At 37.1% G+C, this 26,664-nt stretch carries 22 protein-coding genes; 7 read left to right on the forward strand and 15 right to left on the reverse strand.

Features of this window, described 5'->3' with window-relative positions; all coding sequences use genetic code 11:
- Positions 1-106: 106 nt before the first annotated feature.
- Together xylB and xylA are read right to left on the reverse strand one after the other, a co-directional pair.
- Positions 107-1,606, reverse strand: coding sequence for a xylulokinase (gene xylB / locus V7112_RS17170; protein ID WP_335422025.1), 1,500 nt, complete (start codon positions 1,604-1,606; stop codon positions 107-109).
- Between the two features lie 64 nt (positions 1,607-1,670).
- A complete protein-coding gene (gene xylA / locus V7112_RS17175; protein ID WP_335422026.1) occupies positions 1,671-2,987 on the reverse strand; it encodes a xylose isomerase in 1,317 nt (438 codons plus the stop codon).
- Between the two features lie 276 nt (positions 2,988-3,263).
- On the opposite strand from xylA, the gene V7112_RS17180 reads away from it, so the two are divergent.
- Positions 3,264-4,400 (forward strand): ROK family transcriptional regulator, encoded by a 1,137-nt coding sequence (locus V7112_RS17180; protein WP_335422111.1) that lies wholly within the window; start codon positions 3,264-3,266, stop codon positions 4,398-4,400.
- 148 nt (positions 4,401-4,548) lie between these two features.
- Here V7112_RS17180 and V7112_RS17185 read toward each other — a convergent pair whose 3' ends face one another.
- From V7112_RS17185 to V7112_RS17210, 6 genes are all read right to left on the reverse strand, one after another.
- A complete protein-coding gene (locus V7112_RS17185) occupies positions 4,549-5,745 on the reverse strand; it encodes an enolase C-terminal domain-like protein (protein ID WP_335422028.1) in 1,197 nt (398 codons plus the stop codon).
- 104 nt (positions 5,746-5,849) lie between these two features.
- Positions 5,850-8,159 (reverse strand): glycoside hydrolase family 31 protein, encoded by a 2,310-nt coding sequence (locus V7112_RS17190; RefSeq protein ID WP_335422030.1) that lies wholly within the window; start codon positions 8,157-8,159, stop codon positions 5,850-5,852.
- Positions 8,160-8,174: 15 nt separating this feature from the next.
- A complete protein-coding gene (locus tag V7112_RS17195; protein ID WP_335422032.1) occupies positions 8,175-8,999 on the reverse strand; it encodes a carbohydrate ABC transporter permease in 825 nt (274 codons plus the stop codon).
- Positions 8,996-9,883 (reverse strand): carbohydrate ABC transporter permease, encoded by an 888-nt coding sequence (locus tag V7112_RS17200; protein WP_335422034.1) that lies wholly within the window; start codon positions 9,881-9,883, stop codon positions 8,996-8,998. The genes V7112_RS17195 and V7112_RS17200 overlap by 4 nt, the downstream gene beginning before the upstream one ends.
- 65 nt (positions 9,884-9,948) lie before the next feature.
- On the reverse strand, positions 9,949-11,199 hold the full coding sequence (locus V7112_RS17205; RefSeq protein ID WP_335422036.1) for an ABC transporter substrate-binding protein: 1,251 nt from the start codon (positions 11,197-11,199) through the stop codon (positions 9,949-9,951).
- 595 nt (positions 11,200-11,794) lie between these two features.
- Positions 11,795-12,964, reverse strand: coding sequence for a MalY/PatB family protein (locus V7112_RS17210; protein ID WP_335422038.1), 1,170 nt, complete (start codon positions 12,962-12,964; stop codon positions 11,795-11,797).
- Positions 12,965-13,496: 532 nt separating this feature from the next.
- On the opposite strand from V7112_RS17210, the gene V7112_RS17215 reads away from it, so the two are divergent.
- Both V7112_RS17215 and V7112_RS17220 read left to right on the forward strand, forming a co-directional pair.
- On the forward strand, positions 13,497-14,189 hold the full coding sequence (locus V7112_RS17215) for a response regulator transcription factor (RefSeq protein ID WP_335422040.1): 693 nt from the start codon (positions 13,497-13,499) through the stop codon (positions 14,187-14,189).
- Complete coding sequence (locus tag V7112_RS17220; RefSeq protein WP_335422059.1) at positions 14,167-16,413, forward strand: sensor histidine kinase; 2,247 nt, start codon at positions 14,167-14,169, stop codon at positions 16,411-16,413. Before V7112_RS17215 ends, V7112_RS17220 begins: the two co-directional genes overlap by 23 nt.
- Positions 16,414-16,493: 80 nt before the next feature.
- On the opposite strand, the gene V7112_RS17225 is transcribed toward V7112_RS17220, so the two are convergent.
- Positions 16,494-17,666: a diflavin oxidoreductase gene (locus V7112_RS17225; protein ID WP_335422061.1), complete on the reverse strand. Its 1,173-nt coding sequence runs from the start codon at positions 17,664-17,666 to the stop codon at positions 16,494-16,496.
- A 284-nt stretch (positions 17,667-17,950) separates the two neighbouring features.
- Between V7112_RS17225 and V7112_RS17230 the strand changes: the two genes are divergently transcribed.
- Both V7112_RS17230 and V7112_RS17235 read left to right on the forward strand, forming a co-directional pair.
- On the forward strand, positions 17,951-18,730 hold the full coding sequence (locus V7112_RS17230; RefSeq protein ID WP_335422063.1) for an ABC transporter ATP-binding protein: 780 nt from the start codon (positions 17,951-17,953) through the stop codon (positions 18,728-18,730).
- Position 18,731: 1 nt separating this feature from the next.
- Positions 18,732-20,120 (forward strand): hypothetical protein, encoded by a 1,389-nt coding sequence (locus tag V7112_RS17235; protein WP_335422065.1) that lies wholly within the window; start codon positions 18,732-18,734, stop codon positions 20,118-20,120.
- 334 nt (positions 20,121-20,454) lie between these two features.
- Here V7112_RS17235 and V7112_RS17240 read toward each other — a convergent pair whose 3' ends face one another.
- Both V7112_RS17240 and V7112_RS17245 read right to left on the reverse strand, forming a co-directional pair.
- A complete protein-coding gene (locus V7112_RS17240; protein ID WP_335422067.1) occupies positions 20,455-20,673 on the reverse strand; it encodes a hypothetical protein in 219 nt (72 codons plus the stop codon).
- A complete protein-coding gene (locus V7112_RS17245) occupies positions 20,670-21,038 on the reverse strand; it encodes a hypothetical protein (RefSeq protein ID WP_335422069.1) in 369 nt (122 codons plus the stop codon). Before V7112_RS17245 ends, V7112_RS17240 begins: the two co-directional genes overlap by 4 nt.
- A gap of 224 nt (positions 21,039-21,262) precedes the next feature.
- Here V7112_RS17245 and V7112_RS17250 point away from each other — a divergent pair, with 224 nt between their 5' ends.
- Together V7112_RS17250 and V7112_RS17255 are read left to right on the forward strand one after the other, a co-directional pair.
- A complete protein-coding gene (locus tag V7112_RS17250; RefSeq protein WP_335422071.1) occupies positions 21,263-22,312 on the forward strand; it encodes a 2,3-butanediol dehydrogenase in 1,050 nt (349 codons plus the stop codon).
- Between the two features lie 259 nt (positions 22,313-22,571).
- A complete protein-coding gene (locus tag V7112_RS17255; protein WP_335422074.1) occupies positions 22,572-23,165 on the forward strand; it encodes a DedA family protein in 594 nt (197 codons plus the stop codon).
- A 51-nt stretch (positions 23,166-23,216) separates the two neighbouring features.
- Here the strand turns inward: V7112_RS17255 and V7112_RS17260 are convergent, their stop codons facing one another.
- The 4 genes from V7112_RS17260 to V7112_RS17275 all read right to left on the reverse strand — a co-directional run bounded on the left by V7112_RS17260 (position 23,217) and on the right by V7112_RS17275 (position 26,476).
- Positions 23,217-24,041, reverse strand: a complete 825-nt coding sequence (locus tag V7112_RS17260; protein ID WP_335422076.1) for an alpha/beta fold hydrolase — start codon at positions 24,039-24,041, stop codon at positions 23,217-23,219.
- A gap of 152 nt (positions 24,042-24,193) precedes the next feature.
- Complete coding sequence (locus V7112_RS17265; protein ID WP_335422078.1) at positions 24,194-25,579, reverse strand: LLM class flavin-dependent oxidoreductase; 1,386 nt, start codon at positions 25,577-25,579, stop codon at positions 24,194-24,196.
- 30 nt (positions 25,580-25,609) lie between these two features.
- Entirely contained in the window at positions 25,610-26,155 is a 546-nt protein-coding gene (gene ssuE / locus V7112_RS17270; protein ID WP_335422080.1) for an NADPH-dependent FMN reductase, read from the reverse strand.
- Between the two features lie 138 nt (positions 26,156-26,293).
- The gene (locus V7112_RS17275) at positions 26,294-26,476 is read right to left on the reverse strand and encodes a YezD family protein (protein ID WP_335422082.1); all 183 of its coding nucleotides are present in this window, start codon (positions 26,474-26,476) and stop codon (positions 26,294-26,296) included.
- Between the last annotated feature and the right edge of the window lie 188 nt (positions 26,477-26,664).

A 26,664-nucleotide genomic window follows, 5' to 3' on the forward strand; every position in this document is an offset into this window, starting at 1 on the left:
GCGTAAAATTCTAAATAATTATTCAATTATAACACTTTTACAGAAGAAAAATACTGCAAAAAAAAATAGGCTTCTGCCCCCTAAGGACAGATGCCTGTGTTGAAGTTTACTTTCTAAACTCTCTCAATTGCTCATTTAATGTCTTTGTTTGTATATAAATCTGTTGGTAAATTGTAAATAGCTTCTTATATACCTCCACATTTTCCGGAATTGGTTCATATGTTTTGGAGGTTTGAAGGAAAGCACCAGCACAGTTTTTTAATGATGTGAACCAACCACAGCCATATGCCGCAAGCATCGCTGCTCCCATCCCAGGACCTTGTTCGGAAGTTAATTTTTCTATTTTTGCATTAAAAATATCAGCCTGCATTTGCAGCCACGTTTCGTTTTTCGCACCGCCACCGATTGAAATAATGGTGTCAATTGTTTTTCCACTATTTCTAAAGATCTCGATTGATTCGTTTAATGAAAACGTAATGCCTTCAAGGACTGCACGTACAAAATGTTTTCGTTCATGAGCTGCATCCATACCAATGAAGCTACCGCGAATGTTGGAATCAGCATGTGGAGTCCGCTCCCCAACAAGATATGGGGTGAATAAAAGTCCATTGCTACCTGCAGGTACTTCATCGATACCATCTAACAATTGATCAAAGGCTTCTTCTTTTGCAAACGTATCCTTAAACCAGCTTAAGCTATAGCCTGCCGCAAGTGTAACGCCCATCGTATAATACGTATTTTCTTCACCATGATTAAAATAGTGAACCTTACCTTCAAAATCAAGATCGTTCCGATCTTCATATGACAACACAACGCCTGAGGTTCCGATGCTGCAAAGTGTTTTTCCTTCAGATAAAATGCCTGAACCAATGGCACCACAAGCATTATCAGCACCTCCAGCAAACACCTTCGTTTCACTAGAAAGACCAGTCATATCCGCAAATTCAGGTGTAACTGTGCCAACAAGCGCATGGGACTCCACAAGTGGTGGACAGAATTCAGATGTAAGTCCAAAAGTCTCTAATACATCCTGACTCCATTCACGTTTTGCCACATTTAGCATCAATGTTCCAGCTGCATCCGAATACTCCATATGAATAGCACCCGTAATTCGATAGCGTAAATAATCCTTCGGAAGCATGAATACGCTTGAGCGTTCGAACACTTCAGGCTCATTTTCTTTTACCCAAAGGATTTTTGGCAATGTAAAACCTTCTAAAGCAGGGTTTTTTGTGACCTCTAAAAGACGTTCCTTACCAAAAGTCTCATAGATTTCCTCACATTGTTTTGTGGTTCTTGTGTCATTCCATAGAATGGCGTTTCGTAATACCTGGTTTTCTTTATCTAGCAGAACAAGTCCGTGCATTTGTCCGGAAAAACTGATGCCTTCTATGTCTTTGACATCCCCATCAAATTGCTCAATTAGTTCCTTAAGACCCGCTGTTGTTTTTTCAACCCATTCTTCTGGATTTTGTTCACTATAACCTGATTTTTCAATAATGAGAGGATATGATTTTGATACCTCGGCTGCCACTTCCCCTTTTTGATTCACAAGCAAAATCTTTACCGCACTGGTCCCAAGGTCCACACCGACTACATATTTCATCCGTATCATCCTTTTCTATAAAAATGTGCTGGAGTCGCGGACGCCCAGCACATTCCTTAATGTATTAAAGTGTTTCTAATAGATATTGGTTAATTAACGCTTTTAGACGCTCAGTTCTACCTGATGTATTTTTAATTTCTGTTAACTGATGTGCATATGCTTCAAGCTCACGGAAGTTTGTTCTTCCTTCAACGATGTCTAAGCCGATGCCCTTCGTATAACTGCTGTAGCGTTCTTCTATAAAGCCAACAAGTACTTTATCTTCAATTAGTTTATTTGCTACTTTTAAGCCAATTGCAAATGCGTCCATACCTGCAATATGTGCATGGAATAGGTCATCTGTATCAAATGAACCTCTTCTTACCTTCGCATCGAAGTTTAGACCGCCCTTACCAAGTCCACCATTTTTTAGGATTTCATACATTGCTAATGTATTTGTGTATAAATCTGTTGGGAACTCATCCGTATCCCAGCCAAGTAATGTATCCCCTTGGTTTGCATCAACTGAACCAAGCATACCATTAATACGAGCTGTTCTTAATTCATGCTCAAATGTGTGACCAGCAAGTGTCGCATGGTTTGCTTCTATATTAAACTTGAAGTAATCTGTTAAATCATATTTTTGTAAAAATGCTAGGCCAGTTGCTACATCAAAATCATATTGATGTTTTGTTGGCTCTTTTGGTTTTGGCTCGATCAAGAATGGAACATTTAATCCAATTTCCTTTGCATACTCAACTGCCATGTGGAAGAAACGAGCTAAGTTGTCCATTTCAAGTTTCATATCTGTGTTGAGTAGTGTTTCATAACCTTCACGTCCACCCCAGAACACATAGTTTTCAGCACCAAGCTCTTTCGCTACTTCTAAGCCTTTTTTCACTTTTGCTGCAGAATAAGCAAATACATCTGCATTTGGAGAAGTAGCAGCACCATGAGTATAGCGTGGATTTGTAAACATGTTTGCTGTATTCCAAAGTAGCTTAACTTTGCTTGTTTTCATATAATCTTTAATCATCGCTACAATGACATCAAGATTTTCGTTCGTTTCCTTTAATGTGCTTCCTTCTGGTGAAACATCAACATCATGGAAAGCAAAGAATGGAACATTTAATTTTTCAAAAAGCTCAAATGACGCTTCAACGCGTGCTTTTGCTAAATCTAGTCCTTTAAGGTTATCCCATGGACGGAGTGCAGTTCCAACTCCAAAGGGATCTGACCCATTTGCAGTAAATGTGTGCCAGTATGCAACAGAGAAACGAAGAAGCTCCTCCATTGTCTTGCCATTGATTGTTTCTTCTGGATTGTAGTATTTAAATGCAAAAGGATTTGTTGATTTTGCTCCCTCATATTGAATTTTATTAATCGATTCGAAATAAGCCATTGGTGTTCCTCCTAGTGATTTTGTGTAAATGCTTTCAAGACTATTCAAGCTTAAAACCTATAAGCTTCTTATACTAAAATTATAGCACTGGCTACTATGTTTGTCTATACAATAAACTAAGTATCTATAAAAATATTTATTTATTGTGTTTTACACTTATCTAAACTATCCCTCACCCCTTTATTACAACAAGTTTCATGTTCGTATATCCATCATACTAAGTTTGTGGTAAAATAAATACAATACCATATAAGGAGTTTTTTTTCAGTGGGAAAGATGACATGGAACCAACAGGTTGTGAAAAAAAATAATAAGGCACTCGTTTTGCAATTGATTATGGAACAAGAGCCTATCTCACGTGCAGACATCGCTCAAATCTCAGGCTTAAATAAAACTACAGTTTCTACATTAGTAGCTGAATTATTAGACGAAGATCTGATTTTTGAATCTGGTCCAGGGGTTTCAAGTGGTGGACGCCGACCCGTGATTCTGCATTTTAATAAGGATGCTGGATATGCAATTGGGATAGATATCGGTGTAAATTATGTATTATCTGTCCTCACCGATTTAAAAGGAAATATTCTACTAGAAAGAAATCAAAGTGTAATTCGCACTACCTACGCGACAACAATGGGTATTGTTCAAAGTATGATTCAATCATTTATGGATGAAATGCCTAAAAGCACCTACGGAATTGTTGGTATAGGAGTTGGTGTGCCGGGAATCGTGAACAATGAAGGTTACATTCTCCTAGCACCAAACCTCGGATGGAGCAATATCCAGTTAAAAGAAGACCTTGAAAAGCTTTTCAAAGTTCCTGTTATTATTGAAAATGAAGCAAATGCTGGTGCTGTTGGTGAACAACAATTTGGTGTAGGACAAGATCAAGAAAACATCCTTTACATTAGTGCTGGTATTGGTATTGGTGTTGGAATCATCGTAAACAAAGAACTATACAAAGGAAAAAATGGATTCTCCGGTGAAATGGGGCATATGATTATTGATATGAACGGGAAACGCTGCAACTGTGGTAGTCGCGGGTGCTGGGAAGCATATGCATCTGAGCAAGCATTACTCGAAATGGCTGAGGCAAGCATCAGTTCATTGGATGAGCTAATCCAATTAGCAAAAAACGGAGATGATAAAGCGAAAAGTCTGTTTGAAGAGATTGGTCACTATCTCGGACTTGGTATTAACAATATCATTAATACTTTTAACCCGGAGCAAGTTATCATCGGAAACCGATTAGCACAAGCTAAAGTTTGGATTGAAGCACCAATCTTGAATACAATCGAAAAACACACACTTGGATTCCACCAAAACGACCTACAGCTCGACTTCTCAAAACTTGGAAAATACTCAACGTCCTTAGGTATCACAGCTTTCATAGTCGATAACTTTATCAATGGATAGAGAAATAGGTACGTACCAACATGTAATTTTAGTTTCCACAATCCTAAATTAAATGGTTAATTATAATTGTAGTGCAAATCAAAAAAGGCAACTCTTCTGTGAGCTGCTTTTTTTATCTTATTTACAGGTAAGTTTATTCACATGCAATCTATGGTCGAACTGCAGTACCGTCTGGTAGCCTAGCCATCATCCATTCAGGCAACGAATTGTTACATTCGTATTTAGCAGCCAACTGTTCATTTATGTCAATTCCCAATCCAGGTTTATCGTTCGGATATAAATACCCATTTCTCACTTCAGGGCAGCCTGGAAATAACTCTTGTGTTGCCTCATTAAAGAAACTAAACTCTTGAACGCCAAAGTTGTGACTGCTAATATCTAAATGTAGATTTGCTGCATGTCCAACTGGGGAAACATCCTTTGGCCCATGCCATGCTGTACGAATGCCAAATGCTTCACAGGTGGACACAATTTTTTTCGAAGGTGTAATTCCACCAATTTGGCTAGTATGTATTCGAATAAAATCGATTAACCTATCTTTTATAAGATTCATCCACTCATTAGGGTTATTAAACAATTCTCCAACTGCAATTGGAATAGATGTGTGCTGGCGCATCATTTTAAACCAATCTACTTGTTCAGGTGGAAGGGCATCCTCCAAAAAGAACAATTTGAATTTTTCCAGCTCTTTAGCAAATGTAATTGCATCAATTGGTGTAAGTCTTTCATGGATATCATGCAGTAATTCAACTTCGAAACCTAACGTTGACCGTAAATGTTCAAATAGTTCTATTGTTTTTCTCATATATGCCTTTGGATCGAAATATGAGCCTTCAAGTGCATTTTCGGGTTTTATGACTTGATGTTTTTCTCCACCATAGTCTCCAAGTTGTGCTCTGACATAACGGAATCCCCTCTCCATGAAGGCACTTACATTTTCAGCAACCTCCTCTTTATCTCTTCCATCAGCATGAACATACACATGGGCGGCTTCTCGTACTTTCCCCCCAAGTAATTGGTACAAGGGCATTCCCGCTAATTTCCCTTTAATATCCCAAAGAGCCATATCCACACCAGAAATAGCATTGTTCATAATTGGCCCATTTCGCCAATAAGCACTTACCATTGCAGATTGCCATATATCCTCAATACGATGAACATCTTTTCCGATTAAAAATGGTTTTAAGTAATCTTCAATTGCTGAATACACTGTTAAATGTCTCTGTGTAAAAGTTGCACACCCCAGGCCATACAAACCTGGCTCTGAAGTTTGAATTTTCACAACTACTAGGTTCGCTCCATCAGGTGCTGTTAATATTGTCTTTACATCACGGATAGTGATCATGTTTGTTCCCTCCCATTAGAGTAAACTTAGAGCCGTAATCTCTCGTTTAAGATTACGGCTCTTATGTTTCATTAAATTTATTCTCAGATTTCAAACTGTTTTATTCATTTATTGACTGAAAATTTTATATCTTTGTTAATGTTAGTTGTTTTAACTTCTTTACTCTCTGCTTTTACAATGATTTTTCCTAATTCATTACTGTTAGGTGCATAGTAATCACAAGCATACTCTTCTGCTTCACCAATGACTTTAAGTTCGACGTTCTCCCAATCTATTTGACTTGTGCTTTGGGCAATCTGAGCATGTGGAATAACCGCTCCTTGTTTTGCAAACACAAGAACTGGAAGTTCTTTGGCTTCGATTGTATGCCACTTATTTCCCTCATATACTTCTTGTGTTTGATAATCTACCCACACACCTTCAGGTAAGTATACTTTTCTTACTCTACTTTCTTCAAATAAAGGCGCTACTAATAAATCAGACCCAAACATATATTGATCTTCAATGTACCAAGTAGTTGGATCATTATTAAATTCAAAGAATAAGGTACGGAGCATTGGCCATCCATTAGCAGAAGAAATATAAGCTTGCGAATAGATATATGGCATTAATGAATACTTCAAATTTGCACTTTTTCTATATAATTCAACAAATTCTTCATCATATTCCCATGGTTCCTTAGGAGGTTGGCCGTGAGCCCTACTATGAGACGTTAGCATACCGAATCCTAACCATCTTGAATAGAGATCTTTCGGGCTTTCTTGCGTAAATCCACCCATATCGTGGCTCCAATACGTAAACCCACTTAACCCTAGGGATAGACCGGCACGTAAGCTTGCTGCCATTCCGCTGTCTGTTATTTCCGCGTCTCCGCCCCAATGGATTGGATATCTTTGGCTTCCTGCCCATGCACTTCGAGCCCAAATGATATGCTCGTCATGGACTTCCTTCGTTATTTCCGAAACGGCCTTATTGTATCTTAATGGATATAGATTATGCTCGTACAATCCACTAGTTTGGTTTGAATAAACTCCTTCAAACGGAGCTCCTTCTCCAAAGTCTGCTTTAATTGCAGCAACACCCATATTTAGTAGGTTTGCAATCTTTTCTTTATACCAATTAACCGCATCTTTATTTGTAAAGTCTAGTACAGCATCCTCAGTTGGTAATCCCCCATGTAGGCTTTTGATTGCGTATCCATTCTCTACAATTTCATTGTATAATTCATTTTCTGGAGTGAAATAAGGCAATTGCCATAATGAAACTTTAAAACCTTGCTCATCCAAATCCTTAATCATTTTTGCTGGATTATCAAATCTTGTTTCGGAAAATTTATAGTTACATTTCCAATCTTCCTCAAACCATCCTGTATCTAAATGAATAACATCTGCAGGGATTTGATATTCTCTTAGTTTATTTGCAACATCTCGAGTTTCTTCTTCAGAGAAATAAGAGATTCGGCTCATCCACAATCCAAATGACCAAAGTGGTGGCATTGGTGATTTACCGGTAATCGAAGTATACTCACTTAGCACCTTCTTAGGCTCTCCAATAAAATAGAAGAAGTCGAATTCTTCATCGCCTGAATAAATCACACAGTTGCTATCATATGTCTCACCAAAATCAAATGTTAACGGGGTAGATGTGTGTACGAACATTCCATACCCGTTGCTACTCATATAAAAAGGAATCGGTTTATACATGTTTTTGCTGAGGGTCCCCATTGCATCCATTGTGTATAGATCTATTGATTGTCCCCTTTTATTTAATCTTGTAAATGATTCACCTGTTCCAAAGATTTTTTCATCAGGTGACAAGGTGAAGCTTGCAGCCATAATATTACGTCTGTCAGTAAGCTTATTCACATATGAAAATGGAATTGGTGTATCATTTTTTAAAGAAGTAGTATCTTTAATATTTTGTGTGGAAGTTAATACTTTTCCGTCCTTATCCTTGAAAATTAGTTTCCAAGGTGAAAAGTGGATTTCTACTGAACCCTCTGGACTTTTATAAATGACGCCATCCTCAATTTGTTGGCTTTCCCATCCACATTCTGCTGGATCTTTTGGTGCTACATTGTCAACCAGCATAATTGATTGTTTTTCAGTCAATTCCGTTTCTCTTGTAGAGATGCGGAATCTTACTGTGTTTTCGGAATAAAAGTACAACTTGAAGCTTGCCTCAGGTTCAATTACATACGCCTTTGGGAAAATCCAATTTTTTTCTTGCTTTTCAAAAGGAATTTCAATTTGGTTAAAGGAAAATCTTCTTTTCCGATTATGGGCTTCCCATTTGATTTTTCCTTCTCCCTTTGCTGTATCAAAAGTCGTTACTTTCATTCCCATATGATAGAGGTTTTCAATATTCGTAAACTCTTGCTTATAATCAACCGGTTGATTTAAATATTTTGTCATTTCATTCTTCCTTCCTTATTCTTTAACGGAGCCACTCGTTAATCCCTTTACAAGGTCCTTTTGTAATACTAAGAACAAGATAACAACTGGAATTGTTACAATTGTTGAATATGCCATGATGCTGTCATATTGAACACCATATCGTCCAATCGCATTGTATATTCCTGCTGTTAATGGCCACATTGATTGGTCACGAATAAAGGTTAAACTCGCAACTAAGTCCCCCCACGCAAATAAGAACGAAATTGCGCCACAAACCATAATCCCAGGTCTAACTGTTGGAATGATGATTCTTATGAAAGCTGTGAACTGATTGCATCCATCAATTAATGCGGCTTCTTCCAATGCCTTTGGGGCAGATAGGAAATAGGAACGTAATAGTAATATGGAGAAGGCGATTCCTCCAGTAGAGTTCAGTAATATAGGACCCAGGTACGTATTTAAAATGCCTAGATTATTAAATAAAATAAACAAAGGTGCCAAAACAACGGTCGCTGGAATCATTTGCGTTAGTAAAATAAATAGTAAAATATGTTTAGTTAGTTTCATTTTAAACCTTGCCATTGCATAGGCGGCCGGAACTGAAACAATTAAAACAATGAGCATTGATGTAAATGCAATAATAACACTATTGATTAACATTTGTATCAAGTCAGATCCTGACTGTCCGAGATAGGAACCAAATTGAATATTCTCAGGAAAAAATGTAGGTGGAATTTGAAATATTTCCTTTTGACTCTTTACTGAAGTAATAAACATCCAATATAAAGGAAATAGATATATAGCAACAAACAAAATCCCGATGATGCTTAAAACGATGTTTTTTCGTTTCGTCGTCATTCTATCACCTCATCACTACGGGTCATCTTAATATAAATTAAACTAATGATTAATAATGCAAAGAGCAATACATTTGCTACTGCAGAACCCAATCCAAAATTGAAATGACCAAATGAGTATCTATACGATAAGGTAGAAAGTACTTCAGTAGAGTTTGCTGGTCCTCCACCTGTCATAACATAGATTAAATCGAACACTTTGAATGTATAGATAAAACCAAGCATTGCTACGATTAAAAGGACAGGTCTCAACAGTGGAATCGTAATGTGAATCAATCGTTGTAACCATGTTGCTCCATCAATTGCGGCACTTTCATAGATTTCTTTCGGGAGGCTTGTAATACCTGTTGAAATTAATAACATGTTAAATGGAATTCCTACCCAAACGTTTGCTAAAATAACAGCCCATATCGCTCTTGTTGGTTCACTTAGCCATGCAATCGGTGTATCAATCAAACCAAGCATCATAGGAATTGCATTTAATAAACCAACACTTTCACTAAATAAGAATTCAAATAAGATACCTACTACTGTCGCTGGTAAAATCCATGCAACCATTGTTAATCCTCTAAGAAGTGGTGCTAACTTAAAATCAAGACTAAAAAATAGCGCTAAAGCAAAACCGATGACAAACTGTAAAATGATACTAATGATTGTAAAGAAAAGTGTATTTAGGAATGCATCCCTAAATAAAGAATCGGAAAAAATGGCAGTGTAGTTATCAAAACCGATAAATGGTTTTTCACTGGAGCCAAGATTACTTAAATTTACATCTTGAAAACTTAAGACGATGTTATAAATAATTGGATACCCAATCAAAACGATCAAAATAATGATTGCCGGTAATAAATAGTAATATCCAACGTTAAATTTTCTCTTTTTCATGTTAGATAATCCCTACTTTCTATGCGTTTCTCCCTTTCACAAGAGAGAAACGCCGGTGTAAACTATTACTTAATGATTTCATTCACTTCTTTTGCTGCCTGTTTAGTTGCTTCTTTAGGGTCTAAAACTCCAGTAAAAGATTTATGAACATTACTTTGAATGGCCTCGGCAATTTTATTCCAGTCTGGATGCGGACCACGTGGTTTCGCTACAGAAACTCCCTCATCAAAGACACTTAAAAATTCATCGTCTTTCCAATGACTATTTTGTTCAGATACATCTTTTCTTGGTGAAAATTGACCAGCAGACACAGTAAGCTTTTCATTTTGTTCAAATTCAGAAATCCATTTTAAGAATTCCCAAGCCTCCTCTTCATCAGAACCAGCCGTAATCGCTAAGTTTTCTCCGCCAAGTACTGAAGAGAATTCCTTATCCTTCGGTAATAAAGCAACACCAAAATTTAAATCAGGAGAATTCTGAGTTAAATCTGGTAAAAACCACGGACCATTCACCATCATAGCTACGTTCCCTGAAACAAATTGAGTCTTCACATCACCTTGACCCCAGTTTACTACTTCCTTACTCATATAACCCTTATCAATTAAACCAGTTAAGAATTCCATTGCTTTAGATGCTTCTGGATTTTCTAAATCATCGAAATTAGATCCTGCTGACATTAAAAACGGCATGAAATGGAATACTCCTTCTGGTCCACTTGTTCCAGCAAGCGCAAATCCATACGTATTTCCTTGAGTTAATTTAGCCGCTGCCGCTTCCAACTCTTCCCATGTTTCGGGAACTTTTTCAATGTTAGCCTGTTCAAATAAATCCTTGTTATAGTAGAGTGCTAACGCATTACTTGTAAAAGGAATCCCGTAATTTTTGCCATCATAAATTGTAGAAGCCCAAGGACCTTCTTTATAACTTTCTTCTTGGCCCCACTCTTTAATTTTATCGGTTAGATCCGCAAGCACACCCATTGAGGCGAATTGTGCATGTTCTGGGTTATCAATCATCATAATATCTGGTAAGCTTTTACCTGCTACAGCAATTGAAACTTGTTGTGAATAGTCTCCATGTGGAATGAACTCAACTTTTACATTAGTTGTTTCACTATTCGAATTAAACTCCTCAATCATTTCAACAAGTGTTTTACCACTTGATTCATCAGGTGAGAAATAGGACCACAGCGTTACTTCAACTTTTTTACCAGCACTTGAATTACCGTCAGAATCTGTTTCCGTACCTGAACCACAGGCAGCAAGTACTAACATTGCTATTAACAGTATAGATAAAATCTGCATTCTTTTTTTCATTTTTAATCCCCCTGAAAGTTTTTAGGAAAAAGAAATATTCAAAAAACTAAAGCTAGACCTATCGATTATCTGACAACACCCCCTTAAACATTTTCAGCTTTTTCTGTTTAACGAACCCTTATTTCTATTAAGAATCAAAAGGTTGAAACTCTTTTGGCAATAAAATAATAGTTACCTAACTACTTTCCAAAAACATTTACAAGTAAGTATACATTTAAACAAACCATCATCAAATCACAGCGTTTTCATTTTAAAAAATTCAAGACCCTACCAAACTAGCATGACGATTTTATGAATATAAGTGGAAACGTTTTCTTGTAAAGTAAATGAAAAAATCTTTTATTATCTTTTAAAAAGGAAAATTTAAAGGCAACTAATTTAAACTAGTAACTTTATGATTTTATAATAGCACTTCAAACTTAGTTTGTCTATCATTCAAACTAAGTTTAACTAAATTGTCAATTTCATATAATTTTTTTAGATAATCTCACTCAGTAATGAGTTTTTTTGAAATATAATTATGATTTCCATTTTATATTTTCTTGACTTTTAGCAGAGGATTTTGACATGTTCTTTTTTGTATATTAATTTGACATCACGTGTTCCTCGTATGGTTTGGATAAGTAGCTAAAATCGCTTTTAATGCTTCTTCTAACCTACTTCTTGGCGTTGCTATGTTAAGACGGATAAAGCCTTTCCCTTCAATACCAAATGAACTACCAAGAGAAACTGCTACTTTTGCCTTTTTAAAAAACCACTGTTTTAACATATCATCATTTAATCCTGTTTCTCTACAGTCAATCCACATCAGATAGGTTCCATCAGCCTGTATAACTTTTAGTTCCGGGAGGTTGTCGTGAATAAATTCCCTTGTAAACCGATAGTTTTCCAATATATAATGTTTTAACTGTTCTAACCATTCTTCACCATATAGATAAGCTGTTTCAAGAGCAGGAACAGCAAAGAAGGAGGGATTATGAATACCAGATTGTCTTAAACTTTTTTTAAAACTGGCTCTTAAAACTGGATCCGGAATTATAATATTTGAAACTTCTAAACCTGGTAAATTAAACGTTTTAGCAGGTGATGTACAAATTACCATATTATGATAGTTAGTCGGAATTTTTCCAATGGGAATATGTTTCTTCTTATAAGTAAAGTCAGCATGTACCTCATCTGCAATTAATAGCACCCGATACATCTCGCATAAATCCACTATTTTACTTAATTCTTCTACTTCCCAAACCCGACCAACTGGGTTGTGAGGTGAACATAAAATGAAAGCTTTTGCCCCTGCAGAAAATGAATATTCGAGGTCTTCAAAGTCCATTTGATAGCGATTATTTATATATGCCAAAGGATTAGTTACCACTTCTCTTTCGTTTAGTTCAATTGCATTTTTCAAAGGGCTATAAAGAGGTGTTTGAATAACAATTTTATCCCCTTTTTTTGTATTGTTCTGTATAAGGAGCGATACTGCTTGAATAATTCGTGGACAAAATACAATCCAGTCCTTGGAAATCTCCCAATCATAACGTTTCTTCATCCATGTTTTGACTGCGTTATTATAATGGTCAGTTATGTTTGTGTAACCGTAGATTCCATGATTCGCAAATTCTACTAATTTATTGACAATTTCTGGTGAACTCCTAAAATCCATGTCAGCAACCGATAAAGTAATGATTTCATCAGACCCTATTTCTTCAAAAGCTTCCAACAACTTAGCAGCATTCGTACATTTGCGATCTATAATTTGATTAAACATAAAATAACCTCCTTTAATAGTTAATCTGAACGATATGTTAGGATAGTAAAATAATAAAATACCCGATTTGAAACAATTATAATCCTTACCCACTCCAAAAATTGAAATTGATACAGAATACCATTTTTTATTCCCTCTACAAATTGAAGTCTCTTCTTTGTTTATTCAATAAACCAAGATTAATAATAATAGGAAGCGGTGTCAATCTCTTTTTTATTCTTTTACAAAACCCCTTTATTGAGTTTTTAATGTTGTCATATTAGACTCACGCGGAAATGCAATAATTCCGCTAGTTTTTGTTATAGTTACATGCCCCGTCTCTTTGTAACATAATTTAAATCCTTTATTTCCCTAAAATTTTTTCGTCACTTTTACCTATTCCCTAACTTTTCCACCCATCTAGTTTAAAATAAAAGATAAGTTTCCTAGTTTTCTAAAATATTAAGAAATTCTTAAGACTTTTTGATAGGGAATGTTAAGATTTACTGGTTACTATAGAACTATTAAAGCGGATTAGAAGGTTGGGTGGGAGATGGAGCATTATTTTGTGCTAGTTGTTGATGATGAAAAAGAGATTCGGGATGCAATTGAGATTTACTTAAAAAATGAAGGAATCACAGTGTTGAAGGCCAAAGATGGGATCGAGGCATTGGAGATGTTACACGAGAACCAGGTTCACCTAATTATTTTGGATGTGATGATGCCAAGGCTTGATGGGATTTCAGCAACTTTTAAAATCCGTGAAACCGAAAATATTCCCATCATCATTTTAAGTGCCAAAAGTGAAGATACGGATAAAATTCTTGGGTTACAGGTTGGTGCAGATGATTATGTAACAAAACCGTTCAATCCAATGGAGCTTGTAGCTCGAGTGAAATCTCAGCTAAGGCGATATGTCACTTTTGGTACTTATGAAGGCGCCAAAAAAGTCATTGACCTAAAGGGGTTGACACTTGATCCAGTAGCAAAAGAAGTAGCCGTCCACGGAGAACCCGTGAAACTCACCCCAATCGAATATAAAATCGTTGAATTGCTTATGACAAATGCCGGTCGAGTTTTTTCTATCACCGAAATCTATGAACGAGTTTGGAAAGAGCCAAGCTATAACGCTGAAAATACGGTTGCTGTCCATATCCGGAAAATCCGTGAAAAAATTGAAATTGATGCGAAAAATCCAAGATATTTAAAGGTGGTATGGGGCATTGGCTACAAAATGGAAAGGTAAAATTACGATTGGTTTCATAGTTCTATTGTATACATTTGGTTTTAGCGGTCTCTTATCCGTAATCGCCAATGGCAGTGATTATTTCTACAAAGATTATTTTAGCACCCCTTATTTTACAGATGAACTCGGCCAGTTCGCCGGTTATATCAGTATGTTTGAGTTGTATGATAAGACATTGGAAGAAACAAAAGAATCGATAACCGTGACGGAAGATGAAATAAATGAACACCGCTATCGCTATGGCGATTTGCCACAACAGATTGAAAACATTAACTTACAATATGAAGAACGAATTCAGGATGCGCTGAACGCGAATTATCAAGATGTAGCCAATACATATATATCTGAACGAGATAAGAAAATCGAAGACATTACGAAAAATTTTAAAAGCGATGACTATGTAAAAAACAAGATTATTAAGGAAAAAGAAATAAGCATCGAAGAATTTTATAAAGCTAAAGAAGGGTACAAATCTCAATACGAAACCTACAAAAAAGGGTTCCTCTATTATTTCACTAACCCTTCAACAGGAAAAATACATACGAATATTAAGCGCACAAATGATGATTCTGTTGAAACAGCTATGAACGAGGAAAGCGCCTATTTTCTTACGAATTACACGATCACAAGAGAGCATTTTGTTCACTTTGGACCCTTCTATAAAACGGAAATGCTAGATTCAATCATTCCCGAAAATATCGGAACTCTCGAAGGAAAAATTGCTGTACCAAAATCTCTTGCACCTTCTAGTCCTTTGATGATTCAATATAACACATACAAACAAAGCCAATTGATTTTACTAGTGACTGCATTAGCAAGCATTCTATCATTTATTATTTGCTATGTCCTTGGTAAAAAAGTACAAGCTGTTCCGGCAGAAATTGAAAAGTGGAGACCTTTTTACAATAAGCTTCCGATTGATTCACGGGTGATCTTTTTTATTCTAACATGTATAGTTTCGGCATTTTGTATATTTTTTGCTGTGAATGAGTTCCATTACATTCTAAACACTCTTAATCTTTATCGTGCAGTTGAGCCAAGTATAATTCTCGTGATAGGATCGTGTTTTGTTGGCCTTTCTTATCTTCAAGGAAAATATCTCATTCCTGAATTGAAGGATTGGCAAAACGTAAAAACAGAATGGGAAAACGGCCTTGTTAGCAAAGCAGAAAAAGGGGTTATCGTCCTTTTTCAAAAGGGAAAGCAAAATCTAAAAGAGGCCTTCTTAAACCAAAGTACAGGAACACAGTTTTTTATAGTTCTAATCATTGTCTTTAGTTTAGGTTTTGGGGTTGTTTTAGTTTTTATAAATCCCATGTTTATTCTTTTTTATATGTTGATCCTAGGGGTTGTGGGAATTCCACTCCTCATTGCCCTGATAAAAAAGGTTGGATATTTTAATAAAATTTTGGAGAAGACCGATGAGTTAGCAGCTGGAAAATTAGGCGAGGACCTTCCTGTCAGTGGGAAATCCGTATTCGCTACTCTAGCAGAAAATATTAATCTGTTAAAGCACGGCGTAAAAACTTCTCAAAATGAACAAGCAAAAAGTGAACGGTTAAAGACAGAGCTCATTACGAATGTTAGTCATGACCTTCGAACACCATTGACCTCGATTATTACGTATACGGAGTTATTGAAAACTCAAAATCTTTCTGACGAGGATCGCTCAGCCTATCTTGAAATTATTGACCGCAAGTCAAAACGATTAAAAGTGCTCATTGATGATTTATTTGAAGTATCAAAAATGGCTATTGGAAATATCGAGTTGCATTTAGAAAAGGTTGATCTTGTCCAACTTCTACAACAGGCGCTTGCTGAACATGATGATACGATTAACGCTACCAGCCTGCAATTCCGAGTGACGCACAGCGAGAAACCACTCTACACACTGGTGGACGGACAAAAAATGTGGCGTGTATTTGATAACTTAATAGGAAATATCATTAAATATTCACTCGATCATTCACGGGTCTATATTTCAACGAACACAATTGAAAATCAAGCTATCATTACGTTTAAAAATGTATCTAAATATGAATTAAGCGAAAAGAGCGACGAGCTTTTCGAACGTTTCAAACGCGGCGACACATCGCGTCACACGGACGGATCCGGACTGGGGCTCGCCATTGCCCAATCCATCATTGACCTTCACCATGGAAATCTCGAAATCAAAACAGACGGCGACCTGTTCAAAGTTACCATCACATTGTCATTGATGTAATGGAACGAAAGGGACAGGTCCCTCCGTCCCCAAAAAATACCCCCTCCGCATTTGGCGAGGGGGTATTTTCTAATTATATATTAATACACGTCACGTAGGTAACGACCTTCTGTTTTCAAGTCTTTTAGATAGCTTTCCGCAGCTTCGCGGTCCATTCCACCCTCTTGCTCAATAATAGTTAGCAGGGCTTCATTTACGTCTTTTGCCATATGGTCTTTATCTCCACACACGTAGAAATAAGCACCATTGTCAATCCACTCGAACAATTCTTTGCTGTGCTCAAGCATCTTATGCTGTACATATATTTTTTGGTCTGTATCCCGAGAGAATGCAGCATCAATTTTTGTTAAAACTCCGTCTTGTTGGTATTTTTCCAATTCTTCTTGATACAAGAAGTCAGTAGCCTTATGCTGGTCACCGAAGAATAACCAAGAACGACCTGTAGCTTTATTACTTGCAAGTTCCTCGATAAATGAACGGAATGGTGCAATTCCTGTTCCAGGTCCCACCATAATTACATCTTTATCTAGTGTTTCAGGTAAATGGAAGTGTTTATTTACTTGCACGAATACTGGAAGTGTATCACCTTCCTGAGTGCGCTCCGCACATTGTACAGAACAAACCCCTTTGCGTTCACGTCCGTGCGTCGTATAACGAACTGCACCGATTGTTAAATGAACTTCATCAGGGTGTGCAGCTAAACTACTTGCAATCGAATAGAGTCTTGGTACCATTTTTCGTAATAAAGCAACGATTTCTTGCGCCGATACCTTCCATGGGCCAAAATCACGTAGCATATCAAGTAGGTCGCGACCATCGATGTATTCTTTAAGCGCTACTGCATCTTCCACAAGCTTTTGAAGATCCTCGTTATCTGTGAATGCTGCTGCACTTTGCAAAATCTTCCTTGAAAGCATTGTAATATCAAGGTACGTTTCCAATGCTTCTTTAAGTGGCATTGACTCCCCTTGACGTCCAACTGTGACAACCTCTTCAGCATCCCACTTCATTTCATTAAGTAGAGCTTCTACTAATTCTGGATCATTGGAAGGAGCGATTCCAAGGGTGTCACCAGGAATATACGAAAACCCAGAACCTTCTAACGATAATTCAATATGTCTTGTTTCTTTACTTGAACCTTCGCCATTTAAGTTAATGTTTTTAAGAACTTTTGCCGGAAATGGATTTGTTCTTGAATATGTTGTAGGAACTGGCTTTTTCGGATTTTTTTCATCATCTATAGTTCGTTGCATTTTCTAAAAACCTCCAACAGTTATATATATAGTTAGAATAACACATGTACAAGTTATCTGGCGTGTATTTTCTCACATCAACGCTATTTATTATCATTTTACGGTTTAAAAAGTCTCATCCCAATTATAAATGTATCCCAAGTAAAATTATAGACATTTGCATTCAATCATACAAACGAAAATAATGGATTTGTTTTTTCCGTAATTGGGTTGTTTTTTATCCCTAAATATTTTCTCTGAATATGGTAAAATAGGAAAAAACTAATAGTTTCGGAGCTGATTGAATGACTGTAGCAATTGTTGAGATTGGCAATTTACAAAAAAGTTATGGTAGCAAGCCCGTCCTTCAAGGGGTTTCATTTAAAGTAAATAAAGGGGAAATCATTGGGTATATCGGACCAAACGGTGCTGGTAAAAGCACGACGGTTAAAATTATTCTCGGGATTGAGGAGGACTTCCAAGGTGATGTAAAGATTTTCGGCCAAAGTATTTTTGACGGCAATATGGAATACAAACAGAAGATTGGGTATGTCCCAGAGGTTGCCGATGTCTATGACAGTCTAACCGGCCAAGAATATCTTACTTTCATTGGCGAACTATATGGTCTTGACTATGATTTAGCTGATTATAAGGCGCAAAACCTAATGGAGCTGTTTGGTATTGGCGAGGTGTATCATTCCCGAATTGCTTCCTATTCAAAAGGAATGCGTCAAAAGATCTTGATCATTTCAAGCTTATTACATAATCCAGAACTACTCTTTTTTGATGAACCCATAAACGGACTTGATGCAAACAGTGTGATGATTTTTAAGGAAATTATGTCACAGCTGGCACAGCAGGGTAAAACCATTTTTTATTCGTCACATATCATGGATGTCGTTGAAAAAATAAGCAGCCGGATCATCCTTCTTCATGGCGGCAGGATTGCTGCAGATGGCACATTTGAGGAATTAAAAGTACAAAATAAGGAAGGGTCTTTGGAGGGGATTTTTAACCAATTGACTGGCTTCAACGAGCATACGGAGATTGCTTCACGTTTTGTTTCGATTGTTGGTGAGGTGTAATATGCAGGACTTTCCTTCTTTAAAGGTGTTGGATCGTTTTGAAAAAGTCTTTAATCGGTTTGGTATTGATTATAGAGTAATGAGAAAGATTCTGCAGGCGAAACTGATAATGGACAGACGCCGAGTACCAACAATTTTCTCGCAAAATAACAAAAAGGATAAAAAAGATAAAAATCATTATCTTTTATCCTTGTGGATTTACGTGTTGTTCGGTCTCTTTTTAATTCCTTTTACCATTATGGGAGACAATTACCTTTTTCAAATGAGCCTTGTTTTTGGAATGATTGTCTTTTTCTTAATGACCTCGATGATTTCTGATTTTTCGTCTGTGCTCCTTGATATTCGTGACAGTAATATTCTTTATTCTAAACCAATTGATCGAAAAACAATCAGTGCGGCAAAACTAACCCATATTGTGATTTATCTTTCCTTGCTGACCATTGCCTTGGCTGGACCTTCGATCATTGCAGGACTTATTAAGCATGGCATTGTATTTTTCCTAGTAGTGCTAGTAAATGTAGTTTTGCTAGATTTATTGATTGTTGCTTTGACAGCGTTAATTTATTTAATGATTCTTCGAATTTTTGATGGTGAAAAGTTAAAGGATATTATCAATTATGTTCAAATCGGCTTGTCCTTTTCGATTATGATTGGCTACCAACTCCTCATTCGATCATTTGAGTTTGTTGATTACTCGGTTAGCCTTGAGCCGGCTTGGTGGCATATCTTTGTCTTTCCAATTTGGTATGGGGTTATTGTCGAACTGGCAATGAACGGTGGCTCCCACCCCTTCTTTCTTTTACTGGCAGGGCTAGGGATCATCGTTCCGTTTGTTTCGATTTGGCTCTATGCTCGGTTGACACCTACATTTGAGAGAAATCTTCAAAAGCTTTCTCAACACAATAAGGGAAGAAAGAAAAAACGTCTTAAGATTGGAGATTCTTTTAGAAGATTCATTTGTCCAACAAAGGAGGAAAGAGTGTTCTATCAGTTTTCAAGTCTTATGCTAAAAAACGAAAGGGAATTTAAGTTAAAGGTCTATCCTTCACTTGGCTTTTCTATCGTTATACCATTCATTTTCTTGTTTACATTTATGGATGATTTCAGTTGGGAATCATTTAATCTCATTAGAGAAGGCAAGTCATATTTGAACATTTATTTTAGCTTGTTGCTGATACCAACCGCAATCGTCACGCTTAAATTCTCAGGAACACATAAAGGGGCTTGGGTTTATAAACTTTCACCTTTAAAAAGCCTTAAGCCCATTTTTAGCGGAACGATGAAAGCCTTTATTGTGAACCTATATTTACCTATCTATTTGATCATTTGTCTTGTGTTTATCCCAATTTATGGAGTAAGGATTATACCTGACCTCATTCTTGTATTGTAAGTGCCCTAATCTATGCAGTTATTTGCTTTGCCATTTTTGAAAAGTCACTTCCTTTTTCAAAATCGTTTGAGACCTTTCATGCAGGAAATGGAGGCATTCTATTTCTGTTGATGATATTAACTGGTCTTTTTGCGGGGCTGCATCTTATCAGCATGCTTATCCCATACGGACTCTATATTTATTTGGCCATAACCATCCTGACTTTGCCTTTACTTTGGAGAAAAGTCTTCAATATCTTGTGGGATAGGCTGGAGTAGTGGAGGTCCGGTCTTAAGCCGATTCACTACCCTCTTTTTGGATAAGAGGGTAGTTTTTATTAGTTATTAAGGAAGAACTATTGGACAGATTTTCTCTTTTTCAGATATATAAAAATCAATACTAATAAACCAACAATCGAGCCCACAAGTAGAAATAGAGGTACGCTTGGCTTCTCATTTTGATCTACTTTTGTTATTTCAAATGTCTTAGTCGGAGTCTCTTTTAAAAACTCCTCGAAAAAAGCATTTTTTCCATCATCCGACTCTACTACTTTTCCATCTAATACTTGAATCATACCGTTGGGTCCACCAACTGTAAGAGTAATTTACCATTCTCGCTTTTTTCTAAAAATAAAAGAAACTCGCCACCCATGTCTTGGAACTCCTCAGCCCAACCATCATCGTAGTGGTCAATTCCCGCTGTTAACTGGTTAGAAACATCGCCTTTATACACGATTCTAACGTTGAATTCTCTCCCTTGAAAAACCTCCTCACCGTTTTTCGGTTTACTGGAAAAGTTATTTTTACCTATCACAATTACTTCAGCTCGATCAAGAACCACTTGAGGTTGTAATTCTGCCCAGCTAGTAGCTGAAACACTGGTTATTACTAAAGAAAAAAATAAACAAGCTAACAAAACTGCACGAGAAAAAGTTAGCATACAGCACCCCTTTTTTATTAATAGACGTGTATTTTACTTCACTAAGTTTCATTAGCCCCCGAAACAAATCTTGACTAAGGGACCACAAGAACCGCCATGTGGTTCTTTCAAATGTGAAAAAGTTCACAATGTTTTAAGATTCTCCTCAATTTTGTTTATTATATTATTGTTATACTGACATCGTAATCAGAAATCTACTAACCTATATTGGAAGGATGAAAATCATGAAAGCATTAAGATGGCACAAAGCAAAGGATTTACGTCTAGAAAATATCGAAGAACCTAAGGCAAAATTTGGTGAGGTAAAACTCAAGGTAGAATGGTGTGGAATATGTGGTAGTGATTTACACGAATATACAGTAGGACCTATTTTTATTCCATCTGAAACCCCACATCCAATATCTGGCGATAAAGCACCCCTTGTCTTGGGTCACGAGTTCTCAGGCCAAGTTGTTGAAGTTGGTGAAGGTGTAACAAAGGTACAGGCTGGTGACCGTGTTGCAGTTGAACCAATCTATTCTTGTGGGGAATGTGAAGCTTGTAAACAAGGAAAATATAACCTCTGCGATAAAATGGGATTCTATGGCCTATCTGGAGGCGGAGGAGGATTTTCTGAATTTGCTTCTGTTCCTGAGCATATGCTACATAAGCTTCCTGAAACAGTTTCCTATGAACAAGGAGCACTAGTTGAGCCAGCAGCTGTTGCGCTTCATGCAGTAAAACAAAGCAAGCTACAAGTTGGTGATAAAGCTGCAGTATTTGGAACCGGACCAATCGGTTTATTAGTTATTGAGGCTTTAAAGGCTGCTGGAGCAACCGAAATTTATGCCGTAGAGCTTTCTGAACAAAGAAGGCAAAAGGCTGAAGAACTAGGTGCAATTGGAATTAATCCGAATAACGGTGATGTAGTAGAACAAATTCTACAACTGACTAATGGTGGAGTAGATGTTGCCTATGAAGTAACAGGGGTCCCACCTGTTTTGGTACAAGCAATAAATTCTACAAAACTCAATGGTGAAACAATGATTGTCAGTATCTTTGAAACAGAGGCTTCTATACACCCGCAACATATCGTCATGAAAGAACGGACAGTTACAGGTATTATCGGATATCGAGATGTATTCCCTGCTGTTATTAGTTTAATGGCGAAGGGATATTTCCCGGCAGAAAAACTAGTAACTAAACGAATTACACTTGATGAAGTCGTGACTGAAGGGTTCGAAAGTCTTCTTAAAGAAAGAAATCACATAAAAATCTTAGTAAAAGCTGAATAATTTTAGAATTGAGCCAATTGATCATGAAACAAGTGAATCTTTTGGCTCATTTTTTAGTCATTATGAGAATGAAATTCAGATATCATACATTTCAATTCCTTCCCTACTTATTTTGATACTTCCTTTCCTCCGTCTTTCTAATAGAGTATGATATGAATAACAGTTATTAAATCGGACAAACACCGCATTGTAGTACTTTTATACAAGCGGAACAAGCTGACTGCCCGTGGTACATTGCATTTGGAAAGGGTCATCGATTATGGGAGAGCAGTTATACTACTTATTGGAGCATTATGGATATTTCGGCTTAATTATCGTGTTAGCAGCAGGGATAATTGGATTGCCGCTCCCTGATGAAATTCTTATCACATATGTGGGATACACAGTGTATCAAGGTAAAATGTCATATTCCCTTTCTTTACTAAGTGCTTCGCTTGGATCCATTATTGGAATTACAATTAGCTATTATTTAGGAATAAAGTTAGGAATTCCTTTTCTTCGGATGTACGGGTCAAAACTTCATTTAACAGAAAAAAGAATTCAAACCACGAGCAATCTCTTTAATAAATTCGGACCTTATTTATTATTTTTTGGTTACTTCATACCGGGGGTCCGGCATGTTACGGCTTACCTCGCGGGTATAAATACCCTACACTTTAAAAGATTTACCGTATTTGCCTACTCTGGGGCTGTATTCTGGAGTTTTACTTTTATTACATTAGGACATGAACTGGGTAAGAATTGGATGAAGGTTGAAAAGATGATGAACCACTTTAGCATTTACTTCATCGTTTTATTATTCATTGTGGTGCTAAGCATCTTTTATTTAAATCGAAGGAAGTTAGTAAGATAAAAAAGGACAGATCCCTCGGTCACAGGAACCGAAAGAACTGTCTTTTTTTTCCTAACTTTCATTTTCATTTAGAAAGCCTTTGACAATCTCATTGAACTTTTCAGGATGCTCCCAAAACATCATGTGTCCTCCAAGAACCTCCACTTGTGATTCAGGCGTTAATTGTTTTGTATATTTTGCCGCAATATCAGCCCAGTGCTCTGCGACAATCGTTAGGGTAGGAACAGCTTTACTTGCCTTTTTTGCTTCTTCTCGATAATCCGAAAACATGCCTGAGGCAAACAAATTACCTGCAATGTAGTATGGAGTTTTTAATGATTGCTCGACTAGCCAGGTTAGCTCCTCTTTCTCGAGTTCTCTTTGTACCATGACTTGAGTGATATAGCCAGTTATGAACTCCCTATGTCCGCTTGAATTTCGTAAATAACTATTATAAATGCCTGCAATATCATCTAGCTTTCCTTCAACCCAATCATCATGGACTGATAATGATTTAGGCGGCATATCCACAAGAATTAAAGATTTAATTTCATCAAAACCCTTTTGCTTCACATACTCCCAAACTGTTAAACAACCAAACGACCATCCTACAAGTGTTGCATTTTTCACATCTAGTGCCTGGAGAACAGAATCTAAATCAGATCCGTGTGTGACATAATCGTTCCCGTGAAGAGTTATAGTCGACCTTCCGTGACTCCTTGGGTCAATTACGATTACCCGATTCGTCCTGGAAAAATGTTCAATTTGCTTTGAAAAAACCTCCGTAGTGAATGTAAAACCTGGGATGAAAACAAGTGGTTCTCCTTCCCCTATATCTTGAACAAACAATTCAATCCCTAAATCGACTTCAATATATTTGCCATCAATTAAGCTCATCAAAATTCCCCCTTTATTAAGCTTTTAAACTATATTCACCTTTTAATCTCTTAATTCCTTCTATTTCTATATCAAAAGTGACAATTAGAAAAGCCTTCGAGGCTTTTCGAAGGCTACTGTAAAAGTATGGTGGGACAAGGCCCTCTGTCCCATTATTTTGCTGATAGTGCTGGCTTCTTCGTGTATTGCTTTCCTGGATGATGTGCAGGTAATTGGCTGCCTTTTCCGAAAAGACTTTCTCTAAGTGTGGCACCTTCATATTCTTTACGGACTAGACCTCTTTCTTGTAAAATTGGCACAACAAGCTCTACAAAATCGATAAAAGTACCGGGAGTAATTGCATAGGCAATATTAAATCCATCTACACCGGTCTCTTCTACCCAACTCTCCAAATCATCAGCAACTTGTTCTGGGCTTCCTACAGTAACAGGACCCAGACCACCAATTCCAGTGTATTTTTTAATTTCATCGATCGTCCAATTTTTATCCGAATCAATCTTTGTAAAGTTTTCAACCACAGATTGAATGGCGTCATTTTTTACAAACTTAAGATTTTCATTCGGTCCATATTCTGAAAAATCGATACCCGTCCAGCCACCGAGTAGAGCTAGCGCCCCTTCATTGCTTACATGCTTTTGATACTCATTGTATTTTTCATAGGCTTCCTCTTCTGTTCGACCAACGATTGGAGTAATACAAGCAAGTATTTTTATCTCCTCTTGTGCTCTACCAGCCTTTACAGCCTCTTCACGTAGCTTCTTTACAGAATGCTTAGTTGCATTCTTAGTTGGTGCGCCAATAAAAATTAATTCAGCATTTTTACCTGCAAATGTACGGCCCTTCGCGGATGTTCCTGCTTGGTAAAGTACCGGTGTTCTTTGTGGAGACGGCTCACATAGATGCGCACCAGGAACTTTATAATACTTTCCTTTATGGTTGATATCATGGACCTTGCTTGGGTCTGCGAAAATTCGATTCTCTTTGTCTAGTAAAACCGCATCATCCTCCCAGCTGCCTTCCCATAACTTATAGCAAACTTGTAAGTATTCTTCGGCAATATCGTAGCGTTCATCATGTTTGATTTGGTCTTCCAAGCCCATATTAACTGCGGCGCTTTTTAAATAAGAAGTTACAATATTCCAGCCTACACGCCCCTTTGTAATATGGTCCAGTGTCGACATCCGACGGGCAAATGTATAAGGATGCTCATGTGTGACAGATGCAGTTACCCCAAACCCTAAATGCTTTGTCACCGCTGACATTAACGGTACAACAAGTGATGGGTCGTTAACAGGTGATTGTGTGCCTTGACGGACCGCTGCATCTCGAGATCCTTGATACACATCATATGGTCCCAATACATCCGCTAAGAAAATAGCATCAAATCTCCCCTTTTCTAAAAGCTTCGCCAGTTCAATCCAATACTCACTATCTTTATACCGATGAGATTGATCGTCTGGATGTGTCCATAAACCTGGAGATTGATGCCCAACACAGTTCATATCAAACGCATTTAAATATATTCTTTTCTTTGTCATAGTTATTAGCTCCTTTTTAAAAATGATTTTTTATAGAACAAAATCTTTTTTCTGATTGACTGCTTCAATAAAGTAATAAAGCTCTTTTTTCAGTCTTTCTAAAACGTTTATATCGATAATTGGGTTGACTCCTTGTGTTTTATCAATTTGGCAATCTTGAAAGTAAACTCCCTGTAAGCTTTGCCCCTTTAATGCAGCCAACAAAGGCTTGAGGCTGAACTCAATCGCCAGTAAATGTGCTGGACTTCCACCTGTCATAATTGGTAAAACTGTTTTTCTTGCTAACACATCTTGGGGAAGCAAATCTAATAGTGCCTTCAGGACCCCTGTGTATGCTGCTTTATAAACAGGAGATCCTACAATTACTCCATCTGCCCCTTGGATTAGTAAAGTTATATCTTTAAGAGCAGGACTGTCAAACCTCAGATTAAATATGTCATCAGCAGGAATATCTCTAACGGATACATTCGTGACTGAAAATCCCTCTTTTTTAAGCTTCTTTCCAACATATTTGAGAACTAAATCGGTTCTAGAACTTTCCGAAGGGCTGCCCGATAAAATGACGATTTCACTCATTTTGATCATCCTTTCTTGTTTTTTAAATTTCCATGGCGGAAAGTTTAACGTTTGTGAATCAAAAAAGGCATCTTTATTCAAAACGTCACAAATAGACGCTTCTGCAAATAAAGATGCCTTTAGTGGACTAATCGGCAATTATTTAGTGGTTTTTGATAGGTTTTGAGTTGATGTAGATTTTTGCAAGGAAAAACGCTTCTTTTCCGTCGCATCAATTTGGGTGATTTCCCCGCCATGGACGGTTATCACAATAGATCCATAATCCAGGTTCTCCAAGGCTGACAAAATATATTTCACTTTCGATTCATCTAGCTTAGCCATGTAACTCCCCCTTGTTGTAAAAGATGTGTATTATTTTATTGCCATTGGTTGACCAGTGCGGCAATCATTTCTTTGGCCAAAAAATCAAATGCGCCTTGGCGTATTTGTGCCCGATTTTTTCGAGCCTGCTCGAAATTTCCTTTGAAAAATCGTGGCATCCGCCGGAGGCTTTAATTTAATCCAGTAGA

This window comes from Bacillus sp. JJ1566, from assembly GCF_036962685.1.
In the GTDB taxonomy this organism is placed as follows: Bacteria; Bacillota; Bacilli; order Bacillales; family Bacillaceae_L; genus Ferdinandcohnia.